Origin of the sequence: Bradyrhizobium sp. (assembly GCF_035273305.1) — a bacterium.
Lineage (GTDB): Bacteria > Pseudomonadota > Alphaproteobacteria > Rhizobiales > Xanthobacteraceae > Bradyrhizobium.
The window spans coordinates 15300-36082 of the sequence record NZ_DATEPI010000109.1 but is presented as its reverse complement, the minus strand read 5'-3'; the positions used below and the strand labels follow the sequence as shown (position 1 = coordinate 36082).

Here is a 20783-nt window from a genome sequence, read left to right as displayed (position 1 = left end):
CGGACTGGTATCGCGACGGCACCCTGGCCGAGTACGTGGCGATCGAGGCCCGCGACCTCGCGCCGCTGCCGGGCGACGTCGACTTCGTGGCGGGGGAGAGCCTGCCGATCTCGGGCCTGACGGCGTGGCAGGGCCTGTTCGACCACGGTCGCCTCCGGGCGGGGCAGAGCGTCCTCGCGCACGGCGCGGCCGGAGCAGTCGGTTCGATGGTGACGCAACTCGCACGTGAGGCCGGTGCCTATGTCATCGGCACCGGTCGCGCCGCCGACCGTCAGAAGGCGCTCGACTTCGGCGCGAAGGAGTTCGTCGACCTCGACAGCGATGCGCTGGAAGACGTCGGCGGCGTCGATCTGGTGTTTGATGTCATCGGCGGCGACATCCAGAAGCGGTCCGCGGCCCTGGTTCGAGCCGGAGGAATACTGGTATCGATCGTCGGGCCGGCCGAGGCGCGGCCCGCCGACGGGCTGGCGGTCGACTTCGTTGTCGAGGCCGACCGCGCCCAACTGAGTGAAATCGTCCAGCGGGTGCGGGACGGACGACTGCGGACGAACATCGGCAACGTCTCGATCCTCGACGATGCGGTCGCCGCCTTCAACTCGACCGAGCGACGCGCGGGGAAGACGATCATCCGGGTTCGTCCGTGAGGACTTTGGAAGGGCGAACGGTTCTTCAACAAAACCAAGCAATGTCGTCGGGTGGCAACCCGCTACGACAAGCCGCTAACTACCTATCCTTCGTCCAACTCGCTTCATTAGAGTGTTGCTCCGCGTTAATGAGTCCACGTGCCCCCGACCAGTTCTGTGACCAGCCAATCAGCTCACACGTTGGGCGCGCTCGTGCAATACCTCTCGCACCATTCGGACCAGATCCTGCTTTCGATAAGGTTTGCTGAGAAGTGGTAAGCTCTTGGCGAGTTCGGTATCCTTAAACCTCATACCCGGAAAGCCAGAGGTCATTATGATCTTCGCATGAGGATGATCCTCATTTATCGTACGAGCCAGTGTGTAGCCGTCCATATCGCCCGGGAGCACAACATCGGTAAAGATCAGATCTATCTTGGGGTCATCCTTCAGCATGTTCAGGGCGATTTGGGCATTTTCCGCCTCGAGCACGCGTAGCCCGATGGCCTTCAATTGCCTTACGACTACAGCCCGCAGGCTCGCATTGTCTTCAACCACAAGAACGGTCTCTTCGTTTTTGTAGCTGGGCTGCAATGGTGGCGCTTCTACAACCATGTTCTGTGAACGCAACTGCGACGGTTGCAAATATAGCCGGAACGTAGTTCCAAGGCCGGGCTCACTATAAACACTGATATGACCCGCGGACTGTTTCAAGAATCCGAAGACCATACTTAGTCCCAAGCCTGTTCCCTTCCCCACCCCTTTCGTCGTGTAAAACGGTTCGAAAATTCGCTCAGTGACCTCCGGAGACATACCTAGGCCCGTATCACTTATTTCGATGACAACGTACTCGCCGGCATCAACCTCGGCATGCTTGTCGATGTAATCCTGATCCAAATGTCCATTGCGGGTCGCTATGATCAATTGACCACCAGCGGGCATTGCATCCCTGGCATTGTTTGCGAGGTTAGTGATCGCTGTTTCCAGTTGCACGCGATCGACGAAAATTGGCTTTGTCGCAGGATCCAGATCGAGGGTGATCTTGATATCCTCTCCGAGGGTGCGACCCAGCAGCTTGGTGATGCCACTGACCAATGTGTTGGCATCTACTTCTTCTGGCTGCAAGGGCTGGCGGCGCGCGAACGCGAGCAATCGGCGCGTCAACTCGGCTCCACTTAAGGCAGCTTCCAGGGCTGCTGAACTTAGGTCTGCCTGTTCAGGCGTCGATGAGCCCAATTCAGCCATAACATCCAAATTTCCGATTATTACAGCCAGCAGGTTGTTAAAATCGTGTGCGAGGCCGCCCGTCAAATGCCCGATGGCTTCCATCTTTTGAGCTTGAAAGAGCTGATCTTCGGTTTCACGCTGAGCCGTGACATCCTCTGCAAACGCAACGACATACTGTTCGGTTTCTTGCTCGTTAAGAAGCGGAAATCTCTTCATACGCAGGCGGCGAACACCCATTTTTCGGGTCGTCAACGTATATTCATCTTCGACGGCCCTGCCTAATGCCAGCGCCTGCGCGTCCTGACGCAGAATGGATTGCGCGTCCTGCAGCGGAAATAGCTCGGTCGCGGTCTTACCTATGATTTCGCCGCGGTCGTACCCAAGCAGCTCTTCGGCGGCGCTGTTGACGAGAACAACTTTCCCATCGGCGGCGGCCTTCACCAACAGCATTGCAGGCAGGCTCTCGATAATGGAGTTAAAGAACGCGCGGGTTCTCTCCAGATTTTTTTCGGCAGCCTTTCTTTCGGTCATGTCGCGACCAAAGAAGAAATGCTTTTGCTCCGGTTCGGACCAAACGCCCGACCACGTCAGGGGAATGGTTCGTCCATCTTTGTGAACGTACCTTGTTTCGAAGTTACGCGTCTGCCGGCCCTTGCGGGCGAGCCGCATTTCGTTACGGGTAGCTTCAAGATCGGCTTCGTAGATGAATTCCGCGGCGTTGTGTCCGGTCATCTCGCCGGGCTGATAACCAACGATTGCCAGCGCGCTTGGGCTTACCCGCGTAAGCATTCCCCTGCGGTCGGTAACCAGGATCAGATCCAGCGAGGTCTCGAATAGATGCCGCCGCTCTTCTGCCTCTCGGTTTAAAGCCACTGTCTTCTCGTGCACGGCCGCATCTACTTCGGCGCGTTCTTTCGATGCCTGCGGAAGCCATCGAAGTACAAGCAAGCCCAGCACGGCAGAAGCAGCAATGACGTTCATCACCTTCGGAAGAATAAGGTAGGTAGGATTTCCCAGCGCTCCAACGATGGCAGCGGGGAAAAGTCCGTATTGACCACCGAAGTACAAGCCGAAATACAGATTTTCGATGATGTTCCGAACCGTGTCGATCACGATGACGGACAACAACAAGCGCGCCGCACCGAAGGTCCGCGGATTCCGGACAAACGCCACGCCCACCGCCGTAAGCACGGCGAGCCAAAGCGATATGATAACCCAGTAGATTAGTGCAGCAACAAGGCTCATCGGTTTTGCGATCTGTTGATGTTACCGTTACCTAATTGATGAACGCGTGTGATGACGCCGGTTATGGGAACGCATTTCTGAGGTTTGAACCCCGGCAACACCGCGTTCGTCGTTGAAGCTAGGCCGGCCAGGTTGGACCGGTTCGGATTTGATTTTTGTCGCGGCATCAAGCGACCACGGCGTCCGGCGAAATCGAATCAAGAACGATAGGTGCCGGGCGCCGCCAAAAGAGAATTTTTCGGCACGGTTCTTTCCCGTTTGACGGCTCATCCTTTCGCGCGTCTCGGTTGGATAGCAGGCAAAGGCTCGAATGTTTGGGAAAGAAGAGAATTGATAAAATCATTCCGAGGCATCGGCCTTGCAAATAAAAATCCCTGTCCGCTATCAAAGCCAAGACCAACCAGGCAGCGCAAATCATCGATGGTTTCGATGCCCTCCCCACATGTGGAGGCGTCGAAGCGATGGGCTAGATCTACCACTGTTTGGCAAAGGCCCCTCTTAAGCGGATCGAAGGCACAACCACTCACAAAACTGCGATCGAGCTTGATTTCCGTAAAGGGTAAATCCTTCACCCGTGCCAACGAAGAATGTGCGGATCCAAAATCATCGATCGAGATAGTCGTGTTGTAGAGTCTCAATTGCGTCATGACCTCGCCAATCCCCTTGGGATCTGCGATCACTTCATCTTCCGTTATTTCGATGATCAAGCCGGGAAAGGCCGTATCGAAGGGAATCGCGCGGCGCACCTCATCGACAAACCCGGGCTCGCCAACGACGGATGCAGGGACGTTGATAGCAAGTTTAAGCGGATATCCTCGCCTGGCAAACAGCGGCCAGTCTTCCAAAGTGCTGCGAAGAACAAAGGAAGATAACGACCGATAGAGTGGGTCTCCCACCGGTGGCAACAGATCGACAGGCGCTATCAAACCATGCAACGGATGCCGTGCTCGGATCAAAGCCTCGGCGCCGCTAACTGTGAGCGATCTCAGATTAATCTTGGGCTGATACCATACTTCAAGCCAGTTCTCTCGAATCGCTTCTGCCAAATCAATCACTGGCTTTGCCGGCGCGCGTGACACTGAGTTCGAATCGGTTGGTACCGGCTCAGGTTGCTGAAGCCATCTATTCTTCAAATCGGCGGTGCGAAAAGGCTTCTGAAGCGAGGGCAGCATAAGCAATCCCCTCGAGCGTCCAATCTTTTCGATCTCGCTCAAGGTGCGTTCATCACGACCACTAACGAGCAAGATCTTTCCGGTGAATTTGAGCGCATCCAGCTTTTGAATTACCTCCACGGCGTCCGACTTCCCGAGCGCCAGGTCCAGCACGACCAGTTTGGGACGGGAGACTTTCAACGAACTAAAAAACTTGGCCGGCTCACTGAACTGCCACGCCTCCATGCCCAGCATGGCAAGCTGCTTGCAGATCATGGTTGCCACAGCGGTTTCGTCGTCCAGCACGTACGCTAGAGGCGCACCACCCGCGTTTCCCGCTCCTACCATGAGCTGATCCTTGGTTGCGGAACTAAAAGCACACATCCCTTACGGTAGAGCTAACTCTGCTGTTGGGAGGTGTCCGCGCAGAGTTCCGAATGGCAGAAGAACACGCTCTCATTTATTCGGCGAACAGTTCGGCCATCTTGGCCACAGTTGTTTTTAGCGACGTTAACGGGATGCCTTAATAAGACATGACTGATACGGGTGGCTTTGGAGGAAACTCCGGGAGGCACCGACGAGCATGATCGGACCCATCCACAGAGCTCATATCGTCGTGAGCCAAGGTGAAGTCAGGCTGGTCCCGGGCCTGTCGGCCAACAATAAGAAAGGTCGAGGCACGCTCGCAAACCGGCGGCCTAGGGCCCGATAGCCCTATGTCGCTCTTGGCGGAAGAGCGGAAGTCGGGCCGAACCGACCGCAACTTCCGAGTTTGACCCGAAGCCGACCTCTTTGCTGGAAGCCCTTGGTAGATGGCGCCCGATGCTGACACATTTCGCCACGAGGCTTGATACTAGCGTCACTGCACTCGGATGCTTCACACGATCTGCCTGTCACAGGTTAGAGGCAGCGCGGGGTGGCTTGAAGAGCCATCGGCCGATCGGCAACAGGTCGCGCAAAGTGTCGCACGGGCAATAGCCGTCAGCTCACACACTCCCGCTTGCCCGACGCATTCCCGAGCACTTCGAGCGCAGCCCTCGCCGCTTGAACGACCGGCAGGCGGGCCGCCCCCTTCGCGGGGGCGAGGCCCTCAAGCTGCTCCGAAACGATGCGCTGCGCGGCTTCCGTCTCGCCCCGCGCGCTCCATAGCCGGGCAAGGCAGGTGGCCGCGCTCAGCGCTGCGAGCCGGGCACCCTGAAGCTGCCCCAGCTCTAGCGAACGAGCGAAGAGTGCCTCAGCGGTCTCGACGTCTGCTGAGCCCTGTTGACGTGCCAGCAACAGCTCTCCCTTTGCACGATGGATGCTGGCCGAGTCGAAATTCTTGTCGCCCAAAGACTCGCTCATCGCGATGCTCTCGTCGATGGATCGCAGCGCATCGACGTGGCGCCCAAGCGCGCCGTACGCGCGCGAGAGCAGGCGTAACCATAGGACGCTGCCCTGCTCGGACCCGGTCACTCGAACACCGTTGATGCCCTGCAGAAGCAGTTCGAGCCCTTCCAGCGGACGGCCTTGCTCCGTGAGCGCTCCGCCAAGGAAATTCGTCGCCATCGCGCGCCAAAATGGGAATCCATACTTGGTCGAGACTGCTATCGCCGTCTCCGCACAAGACTGCATGCGTCTCGCGTGGCCGCAAACGCTGTAAAACCACGCAGCGAACGTCCACGAGAATGCGAGACTAAACGGATGGTTGGCCCTCTCGGCGATTGCTAGGGCGGCCCGTAGCTTCTGCTGACCGTCGGCCGGTTGTCCCATGTAAGCCATAGCGCAGCCCTGGTACGCCAGGCACGCCATTCCCGGCTCCTGTCCGTACAGGTAAGCATGAGAACCGTGGCGGTCGGCATCATATAACATCTCCATGCGACGGAACTCCTCCAGGGCGGACGGGAAGTCGCCCCTGTAATAAATGGCTGCGCCCAGCGCGTAGTACGCCTCGATGAGAAGGTCGGGGTCGCCCACACGTTGGGCGAGTTCCACAAGTTCTTTGCCGAGATCGTAAGCAGTCTGGCTGTCTCCCTTCACGAGGTGAAACGATCGCAACCTGAATAAGACCGGAAAAAGGTCGCCGGTCGCGTGCAGAACACCACACAGCTCTCGCGCGCGGGTGAATATCGCTTGCACATCCGCCGAGGCGAACCCCTTGGCCGCGATCAACGGCGCGCCAAGGGCTACTTGAAGGGAAAGCTCCTTGGAATCCCGAGCGGCCGATGGAGCAAGCTTGCGTAGCAGCTCCAGCCCCGCCTGCAGGTGATTGACGGCCTCCGCATTGGCCGACCTGCGCACTGCCTGCTCGCCTGCTTTTTGCAAATACTGGATCGCGATCTCCGGCAGCTGGCCCTCTGCGAAGTGATGCGCCAGCAGCTCAGGATGGCTCTGCTCGAGCCCGTCTCTATTCCTGAGAACCTCGGCCACCTTACGGTGCACCAGACGCTTGCGACTTCGAAGCAGAGAATTGTAGGCGGCGTCCCGAATCAACGCATGCCGGAAGGAGTACCGAGACGACGGCGGCGCACCGTACTCGCGGAGTAGTTCGGCGTCACAGAGGCGGCGAAGTTCGCGCTCCAGCGTCGGGTCGTCGTATTCGCCCACCTCGCGAATAAGCGCATACGCAAATTCCCGACCGATGGTCGCGCCTATTTGAGCGACCGTCTTCGCGCTCTCGAGCCGGTCGAGTCGTGCCATGAGGGAGTCTTGCAAAGTCGATGGGACGTCCGTATCCGCGAGGTTGGCCTCCCGCAAAGCCCCGGTTTCCAACAGCATCTTCGTCAGTTCCTCGACGAAGAGCGGCACGCCATCCGTCTTCGTAACGATGCGCCTCACGGCGAGCGGCGGCAAATCGCGAAGCTTGGCCAGCACACGGACCATCGACTCCACATCCGAGTCGTCGAGCCGATTCACCTTAAGCTCGGTGACGTGCGGCCGCTTCGTCCAGGGGGGATCGAACGTGCTCCGAAAGGTAAAGGCGGTCATGATCGAGACGTTAGGAAGGCGCTCGATCAGCAAACCGAGCAACTCCAGGGTCGACGGATCGGCCCAGTGCAGATCCTCCCAGATGCCCAGCAGCGGATTCTCGGCGGATCTTTCGCAAAGCCACGCAACCAGCGCCTCGAGGGTGCGCCGCTTCAGCAGGGCGGGGCTGCCCACGGGGGTTGGGTACTTCTCGCCGACCGGCAGCGACAGCAGATTTGCGATCAGAGAAACGTCTTCGGGCCCGCAAAATTTGTATCCGGTCAACGAGGCCTCCAGGCGCGCAAGTCTCTCCTCCGGCGAACTGCACTCGTGAAATCGCATGAGCCGTTGGAGAAAATCGACGACCGGGTAAAGTGACGTGCTGCGGTGCTCGGGCGAGCATCGAAATTCGCTGCACGCCGAAGCCTCCACCCCGGCACGCTGCTTCAGCACCTCCATAAGCCGAGTCTTTCCGATGCCGGGCTCGCCGGAGAGAAGCACGAGTTGGCCCTCGCCGTGCTTGGCCTTTTCCCAGAGGTGCAACAGCACTTCGATTTCCTTGTCACGTCCGACAAGCGGGGTCAGCGCGCCGCGCATCGCTTCAAAACGACTTTCGACAGGCCGGGCGCGAACCACCTGAAAGGCTCTTGTCTCTCTTGCTATACCTTTGAGGTCCTGCAAGCCCAGGTCATTCAACTGGAAGAGATCGCCGATCAAACGGCGCGTTGATTCAGCAATAACGACACTGTCTGGTTTCGCTATCGCCTGCAGACGAGCAGCCAGGTTCGGCGTGTCGCCTACAACATCTCGCTCACGCGACTCGCCCGCCTCAGTGATGTCCCCAACGACGACGATCCCTGTTGCGATGCCAACTCGCACATGCAACGTTTCGCCAAACGCATTCTCGAGTGTAGGGGCGACGTCCGCGATGGCGAGTCCAGCTCGCACTGCATGCTCTGCGTCGTGCTCATGCGCCTGTGGGTAGCCGAAATAAGCTAGGATGCCATCTCCCATAAATCTTGCAACAAAACCGTCGTAGTCTTGAACCGCCTTCGCGGCAACCTTGCGGTAGCAACTGATAATGGTACGCATGTCCTCAGGATCGAGCCGAGACGACAGCGCTGTCGACCCAACGAGATCACAAAACATGACGGTCAGCTGACGCCTCTCCGGGTCGGTCCTCACCGTTTCGATGGACACATTCTGACGAATCAGGTCGACGGATGCCCCGCACCGAGAGCAAAACAGCGCGGTTCGGGTCAATCCATGCCCGCACTGAGAACACCGCTGGAGCAACTGTGCGCCGCATCGCTCGCAGAAGCGGGCCCCGTACTCCGCGTCACTTCCGCATGCGGTGCAGAGCAAGCCGCTCATGACTCGACGGAGTCCGCAACGGGGATGGACGGCGGGTCCAGCTTGGGGGGCACACAAGTGATGTTTCGGGACCGAGGGACGGGCAATTCGAGCGGGGTCAGACCCAGGGCTTCCACCGCTCGGTTCCCCTCACGGAAGCACCAGCGCGAATTCGCGTTCACTCGCTGCAGGAGGGCGTCCTCCCGCAGCGTACCATCCTCGTCGTAAAGCTCCCTCTCGACCTCCTCTAAAAATGGGACGTACTCCACCATGGCCTTCCTGACCCTATGCCAAGAGTACCAATGTAGAAACTTCCCTCGTGCCGAAGGGAGATCGTTCCGCCTTACCGCCCGCAAGATCTCCGCCGGTCCGTACAGCTCGTCATAGGCCTCGATGACGAGCCGCTGAAGCCGCGACGGGGACATGTGGAGGGGAAAGTGCGTGACGAAGTTGCCGTCGCTGTATTTCCAGCTGTGGAAGATGCTCCGGTACCACGGCACGATCGTTCGGTATCCGTTCATCTGCTCGGGGTAGTGCCCCCAAATTGGAAAGAAGTAGGCGTAGGTGAGCTTCTGTGCACGCACGAATTCGAGGGTCTCTCGGAGGCTGTCGAGTGTGTCTGTATCGGCACCGACAACGAACGAGCCGAGGATTTGAAACCCGTGCGCATGAAGCGTCGAAATCGCGGTCTCGATCTGCGCGAGCGTTTGATGCTTATCGTAGGACTCGAGCGTGTCGGCGCGGATGGACTCGTAGCCCTGATAGACGCAGGTAACGCCCGCCTCGCGCATGAGGTCGAGCAGTTCCTTGTCGCGGGCGATCTCCGTCCGCGCGAAAACAACAAATTTGTATCCGAACTTTTCTTCGATGATGCGACGCAAGAGCTGCTTGGTTGCCTTTCGTTTCATGGTGAAGTCGTTGTCTACGAACATCAAGTTGGAGCCGTACCGCTGCTTGTCCCGCAGGTCCGCGATGACGCTTTCGATGTCTCGCTTCCGATACCCGGTCGGAAACATTGTGTTGACGATGCAAAACGTACACTTGAATTGGCAGCCTCGGGACGCTTGCGCCGTCAACAGGGGTCGCCGGCGCTGGCGAAGCATATCCAGCATCGTCATATGCCTGTACCCCTCGATGAGGCGAAAATCGGGGGCCGTGTCGAAGCGCTCGGGCCCCGGCCGGCTCGGCGTGCGGTGCGTACGCTGGCCGTTGCGAAAGGCGATCCCGCGCACGCCGGCAGGGTCGCCCTTTGCGCGCAGCGTCGCGACCAGCTCGATAATCGTCTCGTCGCCCTCTCCAAAGACGACATAGTCGCAGTGCTCTAGCGCGGCCTCCGGGTAGTAGCTCGCGTTCGTCCCGCCGAGCACCGTCGGGATCCCCAACTCCGCACGGATTCTATCAGCCAGCTTGTAAACTTTGTCGGCTCCAGCGTTCAAGGTGGAGAAGCAGACCAGATCCGACTGCCGAATCGCGTCCCAGCTTGGCGGTTGAACGTGCTCGATGAAGATGCGCACGTCGTAGCCCTCCTTCGCGAGGAGCGTTCCAATCAATGGCAAACCGTAGTCCGGCATCACCAGTCGATGCGTGAAATCGGGAAACTCTCCGTTCATCTGAATGCATACAATCTTTCTGATCACGGGCGCCTCGCTGATTTTGGGCTGTTCGACGGACTTACTGCCTTTCGCGATACCTCACGCCTCGGGTTCAGACGGCACTGCCTTGCCTGGCGCGGCATCGCCGGCTCGCGCTATGGAGAAAGTCGGAAGAGCGATCTCATTTGAAACGGGTTCGAACTCCACCTGCAAAGGGAGATCGAGAGCCAGCCGGACGTTCGGCTCGTCTTTCTTGGAAAGGCGCGCGACCAGTCTCACACCTTCCTCCATCTCGCCGAGAAGAATGGCGTAAGGAACGTCGGGAGCGAACGCCGGATGGAACGCCTGGTGTACGATCGTCCAGCTGTGAATTCGGCCACGGCCAGTCGCAGCAAACCATTCCCAACGATCCGAATGACACAAAGGACACATCGGGCGCGGTGGGTGTCGCCAGCAGGCGCACTGCTCGCAACGCTGGAAGTGAAGTTCCCTACGCGCACAATACGCATAGAAAGCGGCCCACATCGCGTTTTCAGAAGCCGGAACTGGGCGTGCCAGGAGGGTCACGGGATCACCCTTTTCCAAGGATTGCCACGCTGCCGTCGCCGAAATCGCCCCAGCCCGTCACCAACGCGAGTTGCGCGTCTGAGACCTGCGCTCCACCTGCTTCGTGGCGAAGTTGGCGAACGGCCTCAACGACGTGGTTGAGGCCCCAGGCGTGACCTTGAGACAATAGACCACCGTGGGTATTGATCGGGCAACGTCCGCCAAGCTCAATGCTGCCGCCTTTCACGAAATCTCCGCATTCGCCCGGGCCACACAACCCAAGTGCCTCGATTTGGAGCAGCACCACGTACGTGAAGCAATCGTAGATCTCGAACACGTCGATATCGCTCAACTTCAAGCCCGACGTCTGCAGGGCGCGCCGGGCTGCAGACGCAAGGCCAACTTTCAGCAAATTCGCCCGGGATGCGATGTCGTCGGCAGGCGTCGGACGTCCTTGCGCTGCGTCGAGGATGAGAACCGGTTTTGTGCGAAGGTCGCGAGCGCGGTCGTCGGTACTCACGATGATCGCGCACGCCCCGTCGGTCTCGAGGCAGCAGTCGAACAGGCGGAATGGCTCCGAAATCCAGCGGGAGGCGAGGTACGTTTGCATGTCGAGGGGGCGCCCCCGCATCAGAGCGCGGCTGTTTTGCTGGGCATGTTTGCGCGCGGCGACAGCGACGGCGCCCGTGGCCTCGTCTGGGATTCCGTAGAGCTGCTTGTGACGCATGGCGAGCCAGGCGTACCACTGGGCCGGCGCGGTCGCGCCCTGTGGGTTGTAGTAGTCCCGCAGCGTCGTGGAGAGTGACGCCAGGCCCTCGCCCACTTTGAGCGGAGGCGCCTTGCTGCCTTGCTTCGGACGGATAGCCGAGTATCCGTTCCAGCCCATCACGACGAGAACGTTTCGGGCCGCGCCATGGGTCACGATGAGGGCCGCGGTTTGCAGGGCGGCGGTGGGGCTCGCGCCCCCTTGTTGATGCGTGACGGCGTAGCTCAATTCGACACCGAAATTTGCGGCGAGTTCGTCCGCCGTCACGAATGCCGGCGGCGGGAGGACCGCATCGATTTCGCGAAGCGAAATCCCGGCATCGTCAGCCGCCCGTTTCGACGCGGCGAGCATCAGCTCCAGCGGAGTATCGTCGGTCCCCCTCGTGTAGGCGGTCTCGCCGACGCCGACGATTGCAGCCTTCCTTGCCATCGTTCCTCGCACGATCTTCTCGAGCTGTTCTACATCGCCTCACCCTCTCGCGGCTCGGGCAACCGGCTCGCACAGCTCCGCGAACGCAGCAGAATCTGGACCTTCGCTTAGAATTTGCGCAGGCAGAATGTGCCCGCTCGTGGGGTTGTGCGCCAAAGCCTCCTGCATTTCCGACAGTAGTGGCGAGAGCGTGCGCACGAAATCGTGCAGATGGACGTGCCAGATCGCCAGGGCCACGGCTAGGCCTAGGCGACTCGGTTTGTGCATCAGCGCGGCTGCAAATAGAGAAATGCTAAGGGCCGCGCGCGACCTGTCGGCTCGGAGAACGCAATACCAGAGATACCGAAAAAATACGCCGACGTCTCTCAGGCTGGACCGTCCGCCCGCCGCGCCGATGTGCCGGATGAGAGCCAGCGCCCTTCGCCGAAAAAGTCTATGGTCGTAGAGCTCCTCCAATAGCTCGCGGTAACCACGATAGAGCTCCAGCCGAGTCATCCCGGCAGGGACGATGTTGGTGAACACGAATTGATCCCCAGTCGTCGTTCCGAGCAGCCGCCCTTCGCGCTCGAGTCGCTCGTACAGAGGGGTCTTGGGGAGGGCATTGAGGAGGCCAGTCATCGATATGGGTATCCGCGCCTCTTCGAGAAACCGTGAGTGTTCCTCAAATATGCTCGTATCGTCGGCGTCGAACCCGACAATCATGCCGGCCTGCACTTCGATGCCGTAGGATTGAATCTTGTGGACCGCAACGACCATGTCCTCGCGCGCGTTCTGAACTTTGCCCGTCTCGTCCAGGGACGCCTTGCGAGGACTCTCGATTCCTACGAATATCGACCTGAAGCGGGCGGCACGCATTAGATCGAGCAACTCGTCGTGGCGAGCCAAGTTGATGGAGGCTTCCGTCTGAAACGTGATCGGGTAGCCGCGCTTCTTCTGCCATTCGGCAAGGGCGCGCAGAAAATCTTTCGCGCGCGCGCGGTTGCCGATGAAATTGTCGTCGACGAGAAACACGCTCCTCGCGCCTAGCCGGTGCAGCGCCTCGACCTCCGCCATGGCCGAAGCTACCGATTTCGTCCGGGGCTTTCGCCCGTACATTACGATAATGTCGCAGAACTCGCAGTCAAACGGGCACCCGCGCGCAAACTGCATGAGCATCGTGCGATACCGGCCCGTACGCAGCAGGTCGAATCTGGGGATCGGTCGGGAAGCGATGTCGGGCAATCGTGGTGCGCGGTAAACGGGCTCCCAATCCCCTCGCGAATAGTCTTCCAGAAAGCGTGGCCACGTCTCCTCCGCCTCGCCTGCGAACAGCACGTCGACTTTGCCGTGAAAGTCTTCGGGACAAAGCGTGGCATAAGATCCTCCGACAGCTACGCGCTTGCCTTCCGCCTTGAACCTGGCGATCAGCTCGAACATGCGCTCCTTGTGAACGATGAAGCCAGTTATTCCAATCAGATCCGCGTCGACACGAAAGTCCACGGCCTCGACATTCTCGTCCACTAGCTCAACCGTGTGCGGCTTTGGAGTGAGTGCGGCGACCGTCGGCAGCGCGAGATTAGGCAGGGCGCAGGGCTTTCCGAGCACGGGCAGCGACCCGTCCAGGGTCCAGAAGCTCCGCGGGTTTTTTGGGGATACAAGCACGATGTGCATGCGAACAGTCCCCTCCCAACCAATACGCGCGTCGGGCAATGCTTGCGCACCCTAGCATCGTATTCGGAGCCGAGCCACCTTGTTGAGCCAAAAAAGTAACGGAATGCGGCAAAGGCCGTCGGTTTGACGGCGCGGGCCAGCCCTCGAGTGAATTCCGGTGCTTGGACATGACCTGTCCGCGAGGGGCGGCGCTGGAATCCGCGCTTCTCAACACATGTACGACAACGATTCACAATCTCGGCACAGATCCCGAAAGCCGCCTCACTCCCTTCCGGCTTCCAATACGCGAGTAAGGGCGAGTCCAGCCAGACGCCTGACGCTTCGTTGGTTACATCTCACTGACGACGAATTATTGCTGCGATTGAAGTCACTGCTCGAAACAGAAGGACGGCTCAATGAAGCGATAATCAACCGCACATTGGGCGTCCCCAGCATCGACGTCTATTGCGAAAGGTTTGGCAGCCTTCGGAATGCGTACCGACGCATTGGCTATGAACTCAGCGAGATTTTGACTGGGTTGACCGGAGAAGCGAGTTCAATGAGCTTCTCCGGGAGACTGCTGCCGACCTCGTTGCCCGGCTGAAAAAGAGCGACTGTATCGCCCGTTTTGAGCCAGGCGTGGACGTACTGACGGCGCGCCGGCCCTCGGGTGAAGGATCTGAATCTGCTAATTCCAAGATGCACCTGGATGCCACCGAACCGCTACTGCCCTTCATTACTGTGGCTGGGGGAGCGTTCCTCATGATCGCACCCGGCGTTCTGAGCTTCGCAGTAGCTGTCTGCCTGATCTTCGTTGGAATTCTTGGACTGAACGGGTTCTATCACACCGGTAAATGAGCGCGAAGTGGGCCCGGAGGGCCGCGCGTCAGCCGCCGAAAGCCTAACCCGCGCCCGACCCGGCGTTGGTTTCAGCGGGGCTCCTCCAAGCGAAACAGGTCCGACCGGCTCATCGCGCAGTTGAGACTGTTTTTTGCGCGACGTTTTGCCCAGCCGGGCGCGATTTGGCTGCGGGATGGAGGAGGTCGTCAGCGGCGCCAACGCATTTTGTAGCGAGTCCACTCGTACCATTAACGAAGCGAGTTGATTGGATATTGCTTTTAGATTGTTCTGTTGAGGCGTCAGGCCTTGCCTGAGAGATTCGACTGCGGCTGCGCCTACTTGCAACATGGCGGTGTTATGCTGCAGAGCAGCGCCATTTTCCTGTAGTGCAGCTGCATTTCGTTCTTGAGCCGACTGGATATCCTTCAGCGCGGCGCTGACGTCGGGGCCGGGCAATGGCGCTGAACCCGTGTCGCGTCGAAGTAGTTCAGGGAAGCTGCTGAAATACGGTAGAGCAATATTGAAATCCGGCAACGCATAGGTGGCCACCGCACCCATGACGGCCAAAGCCAATGAGCAGACAACGAACGCCGGCATTCGGCCGGATCCCCTTTTTAGGGCTGCCCGTTCTTTATCAAACTGCGTGTCTCTACTCAGTCTCTCAGTTTCTGGTTCTTTTTCCGGTGTCTCAGCCAACTGCGTTCGCCTCCGATCAATGGGAACAGAGCCGTCGCGTGGACGAGTCCAGCGACGGCTCCCGTTAAGCGATTACCCACCTAAATCAGCTTAGATCATGGGTTTATGTGGTTAATGCTTAGTTAGCTTCGGCCGCCTGCTTGCGCTTATTGGCCGATCCGGTGACCGCTTGGGGGCGCGCGAGCGGAACAGCTCTCCAAGGAAGCGAGGAAGGCCGCCGTTGTTGCCACGCCCGTGCGCAAAAACCACTGACTTTGGCGGTGTATCCGGCACTCATCTTTGGCGGCTTGAATGGACGAGAGAGGTGGAACCCCACTGCAGGTGGTTGAAACCTCAACGCCGTCCATCAGTTGAGTCCCAGCTGCCCTTCGACCGTGCTGTTGCGTCCCGTTGCCTGGGAGTTTTTCCGTGCCAGCAATGCGAGCTTACTGGAAAGGCTATCTAAAGCTGTCCTTCGTCTCCTGTCCGATCGCGCTTTATCCCGCGACTTCGGCGGCGGAGCGGCTCTCGTTTCGGCAGATCAATCGACGCACTGGTCACCGTCTCAAGCACAAGCTGGTCGATTCCATCACTGGTGAAGCCGTGGTTTCCTCCAACAAAGCGCGCGGTTATGAAGTGGGCGAGAACGAGTTTTTGCTGGTGGAAGACGATGACCTTGAGCGCGCGCGCACCGAGCGCCCCTCCCCCGGTGCCGTCGAGCTCTCTGTGCCATCCCGCCGCGAAAGCCCGCCTACGATTCCGTCAGGTCCTCACGAGCAACACAAAGAAGACGTTGCCGCGGCGGACAATGGTGATGAGTATGAGGAGGAAGCCGCCCCAATTCCGCGCCTAGAGACGACGCGCACTATCGAGATCGAGCGCTTCCTTCCCTCGGGGCAAATTGACGCGCGATATTTCGAAAAGCCGTACTACATCGTGCCACGTGAGGAGATCAGCCAGGAAGCTTTCGCGGTGATCCGGGATGCCATGGCCCGCGAAGAGGTCATAGGATTGGCCCGCATCGTGCTGTCCTCGCGCGAGCGGCCCTTACTGATTGAGCCCATGGGCACCGGCCTGAGCGGTGTGACCCTGCGCTTCGCGCACGAGGTCCGCGGCGAAGCTGATTACTTCAGCGGAATTCCCCGCATGAAGCTCCCGGTAGAGATGATGAAATTGGCGCAGCACATTATCCAGACGAAATTGGGAGATTTCGATCCGAGTATGCTGGAGGACCACTACCGTAGTGCTCTCGTGCGCATCCTCCGGCAAAAGCGGGCTAAGCTGCCCGCGCATGCGCCTGCCGCCAAGCCGGCGCGAGAGAATGTGGTCAACCTCATGGACGCGCTCAGGCGCAGCATTGCCAACGAACGCCCAGCCAAACCGGCCGCGCGGCGGCCCGCGAAAAATAAGTCCCGCTAAAAAAACGATGACACAGCTTAAGGAAAGCCCTGTCCAGAGCGGCGGCAACTAACCGGGGCTTCTGGACATGGACGCGTCCCATCAAGAAAAAACGCGCGCTGCCTCTGATTAGGCCTTCCTACACTGGAAGGACTGTCCAAAACGTAACTCTCTCACCTGGTTGTTACCCCGTCGGCTTAGGCCGATCTGTGTGAACTTTAGAAGGGATCGGCCAGACTAACTAGCGATAAGATAATCAATCCGGCGCGCTGCTTGTCGCCCGCGACTTCGATGGCGCTGGTGCGCCTTACATCTATCCGAGTGAATGACAGCCAAAGGCAGCAACATAAGCAATATAGTGTCAGCCAAACTGGCCACGCCACATGCCCTCTATGCCGCGCCTTCGCACTCAACCTGCTTGAAAGCCGATTATGCGGGCATCTTGTAGCAGCCCAACTCTCCACCTTAGTTCCTATGTGTACAAGTGCACTGAATTGTACCTGCGGCTTTTGCATTTCTATTTCCCGGCCGGGGGTTGCAAAAACATGGCAGGGAAGCGCAAGTGAGCGACACCGAACAATCACTTTTCGAACAGTTCGCAGAGCTGGAAGCAACTGTACGCCAACTCACGGTAACCGCACTCAAGCTTCCGCCTGGGGCGGAAAGGCGCGATAGCCTTCTGGCAATCGGTACCTTCCGACGACGAATAGCTGTGATCAGGGACTCCGAGTTAGCCCGAGTTAGCACCATGCAGGCGTGCAAAATGAGCGCCTGAACATTAGCGCGCCGTCCACTCAACGTTCGGCTGGACCTCATGGGCCAGCCCGGCATTCGCGGCTCAATTTAGCCCACAGTTTTGGTGGGAGCGGCTGGCTTCGTAAGACTATGGCCTGGCCGATGGAGTAATCATTGGAGTTGTTTGGTCTGAAAATGCTCCGCAGCGACATCTCGCATATCGCCTCGGGACTACTGCGTCGAGGGCTTCTGATGGTTGCGATGATCATTGGCGGGGCAGCCGGGGCGTATTCCGAAGATGCTGGCGAGGCGGTACGAACCTCTCCGAACTTTGGCAAGACCGGTTTATCGGGCCGGTACGAAAGTATTTGCAGAGTGATGGAGAGATCGGCAGCGGATAACGACTTGCCAATCGAATTTTTCGCACGTGTTATCTGGCAAGAGAGTAGATTCAATGTGAGGGCTCGCAGCTCCGCGGGTGCGCAAGGTATCGCGCAGTTCATGCCGAAAACCGCCTCATCGCGCGGCCTCATTGATCCCTTTGACCCCTTCCTTTCGTTGCCTGAATCGGCAAGTTATCTGCGAGAACTGAAAAGCCGTTTTGGCAATTTAGGTTTAGCCGCAGCTGCTTACAATGCGGGCCCGAGCCGCCTGGCGCAGTGGCTCTCAGGAAAGAGCCATTTACCTGCGGAGACGATCGCTTACGTTCGGATCGTCACCGGACGATCGGTCTCCGAATGGGCTTCTAAGCAGTCGACTTCCTCGGACGCCGAAATTCCAAAGGGCGTTCCGTGCACGTCGCTGGCCAATCTGAAGCCGATCAAATCGTCACCGCAAAACCAGAACAATGGTCCCAAATTGTCAGCATGGGCAGCTTGGGGAGTTCAGCTCCTTGGTGATTTTAGCGAGGCGAAAGTGTTGGCCCGCTACGAAAATTTGCGCCGAACATATTCTGGTGTTCTCGGGGACAAGAATCCCCTTGTTGTAACTACGAATGGCCCCTCTGGACGAACGAAAAGATATCTTGCGCGAGTGGCTGAAAACACCAGGGAAGAGGCCGAACTATTATGTAGTAGACTTCAATCTGCTGGCGGATCTTGCTTCGCTATTCGCAATCCGGGGTGACTCCGCAGCAGCTAACGTTTCAGCGGCCCGCGCAATAGTTGCGGTATGCGCATACGTCACCATGTGCCCTGTCTCCGAAATCATGTGCAGCTCGGAGAAATCCAGCATTTGGTTCAACCGTTTGGCCTGTTCGGACTCGATCACTTGATCGCCGGTCCCATGGAAGATTTGGACCGGACATCGAATGGTCGGATAACGGGATTGGAATTGCGTTGTAGTCGGAATCATCAAACCGCTCTCCTCCGCAGCCGCTCTCAACTGTTTGGGCCTGAGTGTGAGTGACCATGGAAAACCGTTCTTGAATTTTGGCGGAACTGGACGGGGCTCAAAGAGCTTTCGGAACGCAAGTGGTAGAATAACCCACGAGATGATCGGCGCGACTGTATACCTGACCAGATCGCCCAAGACCGGAATCGCCGGCCCTGCCATGAGCCAGACATCCAAACGCCAAGTCGGGAAGTAGTATCCGGACGCAAGGACGAGACCACGGATCGGATACCCGTCTTGCAAGCCCAAGGCGATCGCGACCAGCGTACCCCACGAATGGCCCAGTACGACAGGATTGCTTACTCCGAGTTGATCAAGCGCTTTTACGAACAGATCCGCTTGGGCTGTCGCGGTCCAGATCCGCGAGCGCGGCCTTTGACTGTACCCAAACCCCGGCCGGTCGAAGCATACGACGCGATTGTTACGGGCAAGAAGCTCTACCAGGCCGCTGACTATAAAATCCTGGATCATCGACCCGTTGCCGTGGAACAGCACGATGCAAGGCGCGCCAACCGCACCGCAATCGAGATAATGAAGGCGTATACCGTCGCATTCCATGAATGAGCCGACGGGCGGATTCTTGCGTTCTGCGATTCGCGAGAAAACTAAGTTCCCCACGACCAGAACAATGATGGCCGCCACACAAACGACGAGGGCGATTTCAAGAGTAGTCATCTGGTGAGGCCTCAATGTTTCGCGGCTCATTCGCACAGACGGGATTGCTGTGGGTTCAGAAGCCAACCTGCCCGCTAACCGGATCTTTCAGCGCTCGTTCCAGAGCTGCCTCACGTGAAATGTTAAAACATCACTAGAACCGGAACGGTTCTAAACCGGGTGCGTTTGCTGCGAGGGAAAGTGGGCGCAGGGCACTACACCCCCAATAACAACCAAGCATCGAGAGAGGAAACACCATGGCAAATCCGCAGGACAAGTCTAACCAGCGAGTTGAGGAGACGGCCCGCCAAATGGGCGACAGGACTGCTGAACAGGCAAACCGCGCGGGCCAAGCGGCTGCTGATGCGAGCGGAAAGATGGCTCAAGCCGGTGCCGACGTCAGCGAAAAGGTGGCTAAGGCCGGCGCCAATCTGTTCCAGCAAAATGCCGAAACACTGCAGAACGCCTGGCGTATCGGTCTGGATATGGCGACTGCATTGATGGGTCGCTCTACGGACCAGCTTGATCGAACGCTAGGCTTGTCGGGAAAAGAAGCGGAAGAAGCAAAGGAGCGAACCTCCCGCAACGCCGAGGTCATCCTCTATTCTACCACCGAAGCGAGCAAAGTAATGAGTAGCATATCCCGAGAGTACATGGAGTTCGCGCGACACCAAATGGAGAAGAGCTTGGAACGGATGAACCATTTGCAGTCCTGCCGAACTCCACAAGAATTCGCCGCTGCTCAGGGTGACCTCTTACGTGAAGTGATGGCGGGCGCTTTTGAGAGCAGCCGCCGAATGGCAGAAATGTCGCTGAAACTAGCCGACGATACCGCAAAGCGAGTTCAAAATCCGGAACGGCACGCGGCTTGACTAGCCGAGAGCGTTAACGGAACTAGTACAGAGAGCGGCTGGCACTCAGCCGCTCTCTGACTGAGCTGGTCGAGTTCGGGCTTTTGGAGGAGCGACTGTTGTTCAATCCTTTGATGATGCTGGCACTAGAGGCAAATAACGTGATCGCGCTGCGGCTGATGAAGCTGATGCGCGGCGGCAGGGCCGCCAAGAGAGAAGCCCACCTGATGGTGAGCGAGAAAATAGCTGCGGCAGTGGAGGCTTCCGCTAGCTTGGCGACGGGTGCATCCGGGCATGACGTAGTTCGTCGGTATCGACAGCATGTCGCCGCAAATGCGAAACGGCTGGGCAAGCCCAAATCAAACCGAGGCCGCGTTAAGCGTGCGCGACGCCGACGGAAGTAGCGGCCAGGACCGGCACAGCGGGGTTGCCGTGAGGCCTGAGATAGCCTTCTTTATCCCTTCGCGAGCTCTTTGGATTTGTGGAAGCATGCCGATCCAAGACACTTTAGAAAGACGCAGCATCGCACTATTGGGACTGTTACGCGCTGGCGGAAGACCGAGCGTTTTCGGCTCCGGACACGGGGTTCCGGTCACCGCCTCCGAAAACGAACTCATCAGTAGTGACCCATATGCCCTTCGAAATGTTGCGGCAGCTTCCGCGGCCTTTCCTCAAAATTGGGGTCAGAGGCTTTTGCAGCTCTAGGCTGAGCATTCTGATACGTAGCGCCACAG

Annotated in this window: 14 protein-coding genes and 1 pseudogene; 6 read left to right on the top strand and 9 right to left on the bottom strand. The window is 58.5% G+C overall.

The window, feature by feature from the left end:
* Both VJV58_RS07325 and VJV58_RS07320 read left to right on the top strand, forming a co-directional pair.
* Nucleotides 1–644 (top strand): NADP-dependent oxidoreductase (locus VJV58_RS07325; RefSeq protein WP_324136669.1); only part of this gene is annotated, 644 nt, incomplete at its 5' end.
* A 15-nt stretch (nt 645–659) separates the two neighbouring features.
* Nucleotides 660–790 (top strand): annotated as a pseudogene (locus VJV58_RS07320) (IS5/IS1182 family transposase); the annotation flags it as partial.
* Between the two features lie 22 nt (nt 791–812).
* On the opposite strand, the gene VJV58_RS07315 reads toward VJV58_RS07320, so the two are convergent.
* From VJV58_RS07315 to VJV58_RS07280, 8 genes are all read right to left on the bottom strand, one after another.
* Complete coding sequence (locus tag VJV58_RS07315) at nt 813–3092, bottom strand: PAS domain S-box protein (RefSeq protein WP_324136668.1); 2280 nt, start codon at nt 3090–3092, stop codon at nt 813–815.
* A 266-nt stretch (nt 3093–3358) separates the two neighbouring features.
* The gene (locus tag VJV58_RS07310) at nt 3359–4591 is read right to left on the bottom strand and encodes an EAL domain-containing response regulator (protein ID WP_324136667.1); all 1233 of its coding nucleotides are present in this window, start codon (nt 4589–4591) and stop codon (nt 3359–3361) included.
* Between the two features lie 633 nt (nt 4592–5224).
* A complete protein-coding gene (locus tag VJV58_RS07305; RefSeq protein WP_324136666.1) occupies nt 5225–8563 on the bottom strand; it encodes an adenylate/guanylate cyclase domain-containing protein in 3339 nt (1112 codons plus the stop codon).
* A complete protein-coding gene (locus VJV58_RS07300; RefSeq protein ID WP_324136665.1) occupies nt 8560–10179 on the bottom strand; it encodes a B12-binding domain-containing radical SAM protein in 1620 nt (539 codons plus the stop codon). The genes VJV58_RS07305 and VJV58_RS07300 overlap by 4 nt, the downstream gene beginning before the upstream one ends.
* A 54-nt stretch (nt 10180–10233) precedes the next feature.
* Nucleotides 10234–10659, bottom strand: coding sequence for a Zn-ribbon domain-containing OB-fold protein (locus VJV58_RS07295; RefSeq protein WP_414641437.1), 426 nt, complete (start codon nt 10657–10659; stop codon nt 10234–10236).
* Nucleotides 10660–10705: 46 nt separating this feature from the next.
* Nucleotides 10706–11875 carry a thiolase C-terminal domain-containing protein gene (locus VJV58_RS07290; RefSeq protein ID WP_324136663.1) on the bottom strand — a complete coding sequence of 390 codons (1170 nt, stop codon included), beginning with the start codon at nt 11873–11875 and terminating at the stop codon, nt 10706–10708.
* A 39-nt stretch (nt 11876–11914) separates the two neighbouring features.
* Nucleotides 11915–13525 (bottom strand): radical SAM protein, encoded by a 1611-nt coding sequence (locus tag VJV58_RS07285; RefSeq protein ID WP_324136662.1) that lies wholly within the window; start codon nt 13523–13525, stop codon nt 11915–11917.
* A gap of 702 nt (nt 13526–14227) precedes the next feature.
* The gene (locus VJV58_RS07280; RefSeq protein ID WP_324136661.1) at nt 14228–15040 is read right to left on the bottom strand and encodes a hypothetical protein; all 813 of its coding nucleotides are present in this window, start codon (nt 15038–15040) and stop codon (nt 14228–14230) included.
* 417 nt (nt 15041–15457) lie between these two features.
* Here VJV58_RS07280 and VJV58_RS07275 point away from each other — a divergent pair, with 417 nt between their 5' ends.
* Both VJV58_RS07275 and VJV58_RS07270 read left to right on the top strand, forming a co-directional pair.
* Nucleotides 15458–16438, top strand: coding sequence for a Ku protein (locus VJV58_RS07275; RefSeq protein ID WP_324136672.1), 981 nt, complete (start codon nt 15458–15460; stop codon nt 16436–16438).
* 888 nt (nt 16439–17326) lie between these two features.
* Nucleotides 17327–18277: a lytic transglycosylase domain-containing protein gene (locus VJV58_RS07270; protein ID WP_324136660.1), complete on the top strand. Its 951-nt coding sequence runs from the start codon at nt 17327–17329 to the stop codon at nt 18275–18277.
* Here VJV58_RS07270 and VJV58_RS07265 read toward each other — a convergent pair.
* Nucleotides 18218–19219 (bottom strand): alpha/beta hydrolase, encoded by a 1002-nt coding sequence (locus VJV58_RS07265; RefSeq protein WP_324136659.1) that lies wholly within the window; start codon nt 19217–19219, stop codon nt 18218–18220. The genes VJV58_RS07270 and VJV58_RS07265 overlap by 60 nt on opposite strands.
* Before the next feature lie 236 nt (nt 19220–19455).
* Between VJV58_RS07265 and VJV58_RS07260 the strand changes: the two genes are divergently transcribed.
* Both VJV58_RS07260 and VJV58_RS07255 read left to right on the top strand, forming a co-directional pair.
* On the top strand, nt 19456–20070 hold the full coding sequence (locus VJV58_RS07260) for a phasin family protein (RefSeq protein WP_324136658.1): 615 nt from the start codon (nt 19456–19458) through the stop codon (nt 20068–20070).
* A 113-nt stretch (nt 20071–20183) separates the two neighbouring features.
* The gene (locus tag VJV58_RS07255; protein ID WP_414641436.1) at nt 20184–20453 is read left to right on the top strand and encodes a hypothetical protein; all 270 of its coding nucleotides are present in this window, start codon (nt 20184–20186) and stop codon (nt 20451–20453) included.
* The last annotated feature ends 330 nt before the right edge of the window (nt 20454–20783 follow it).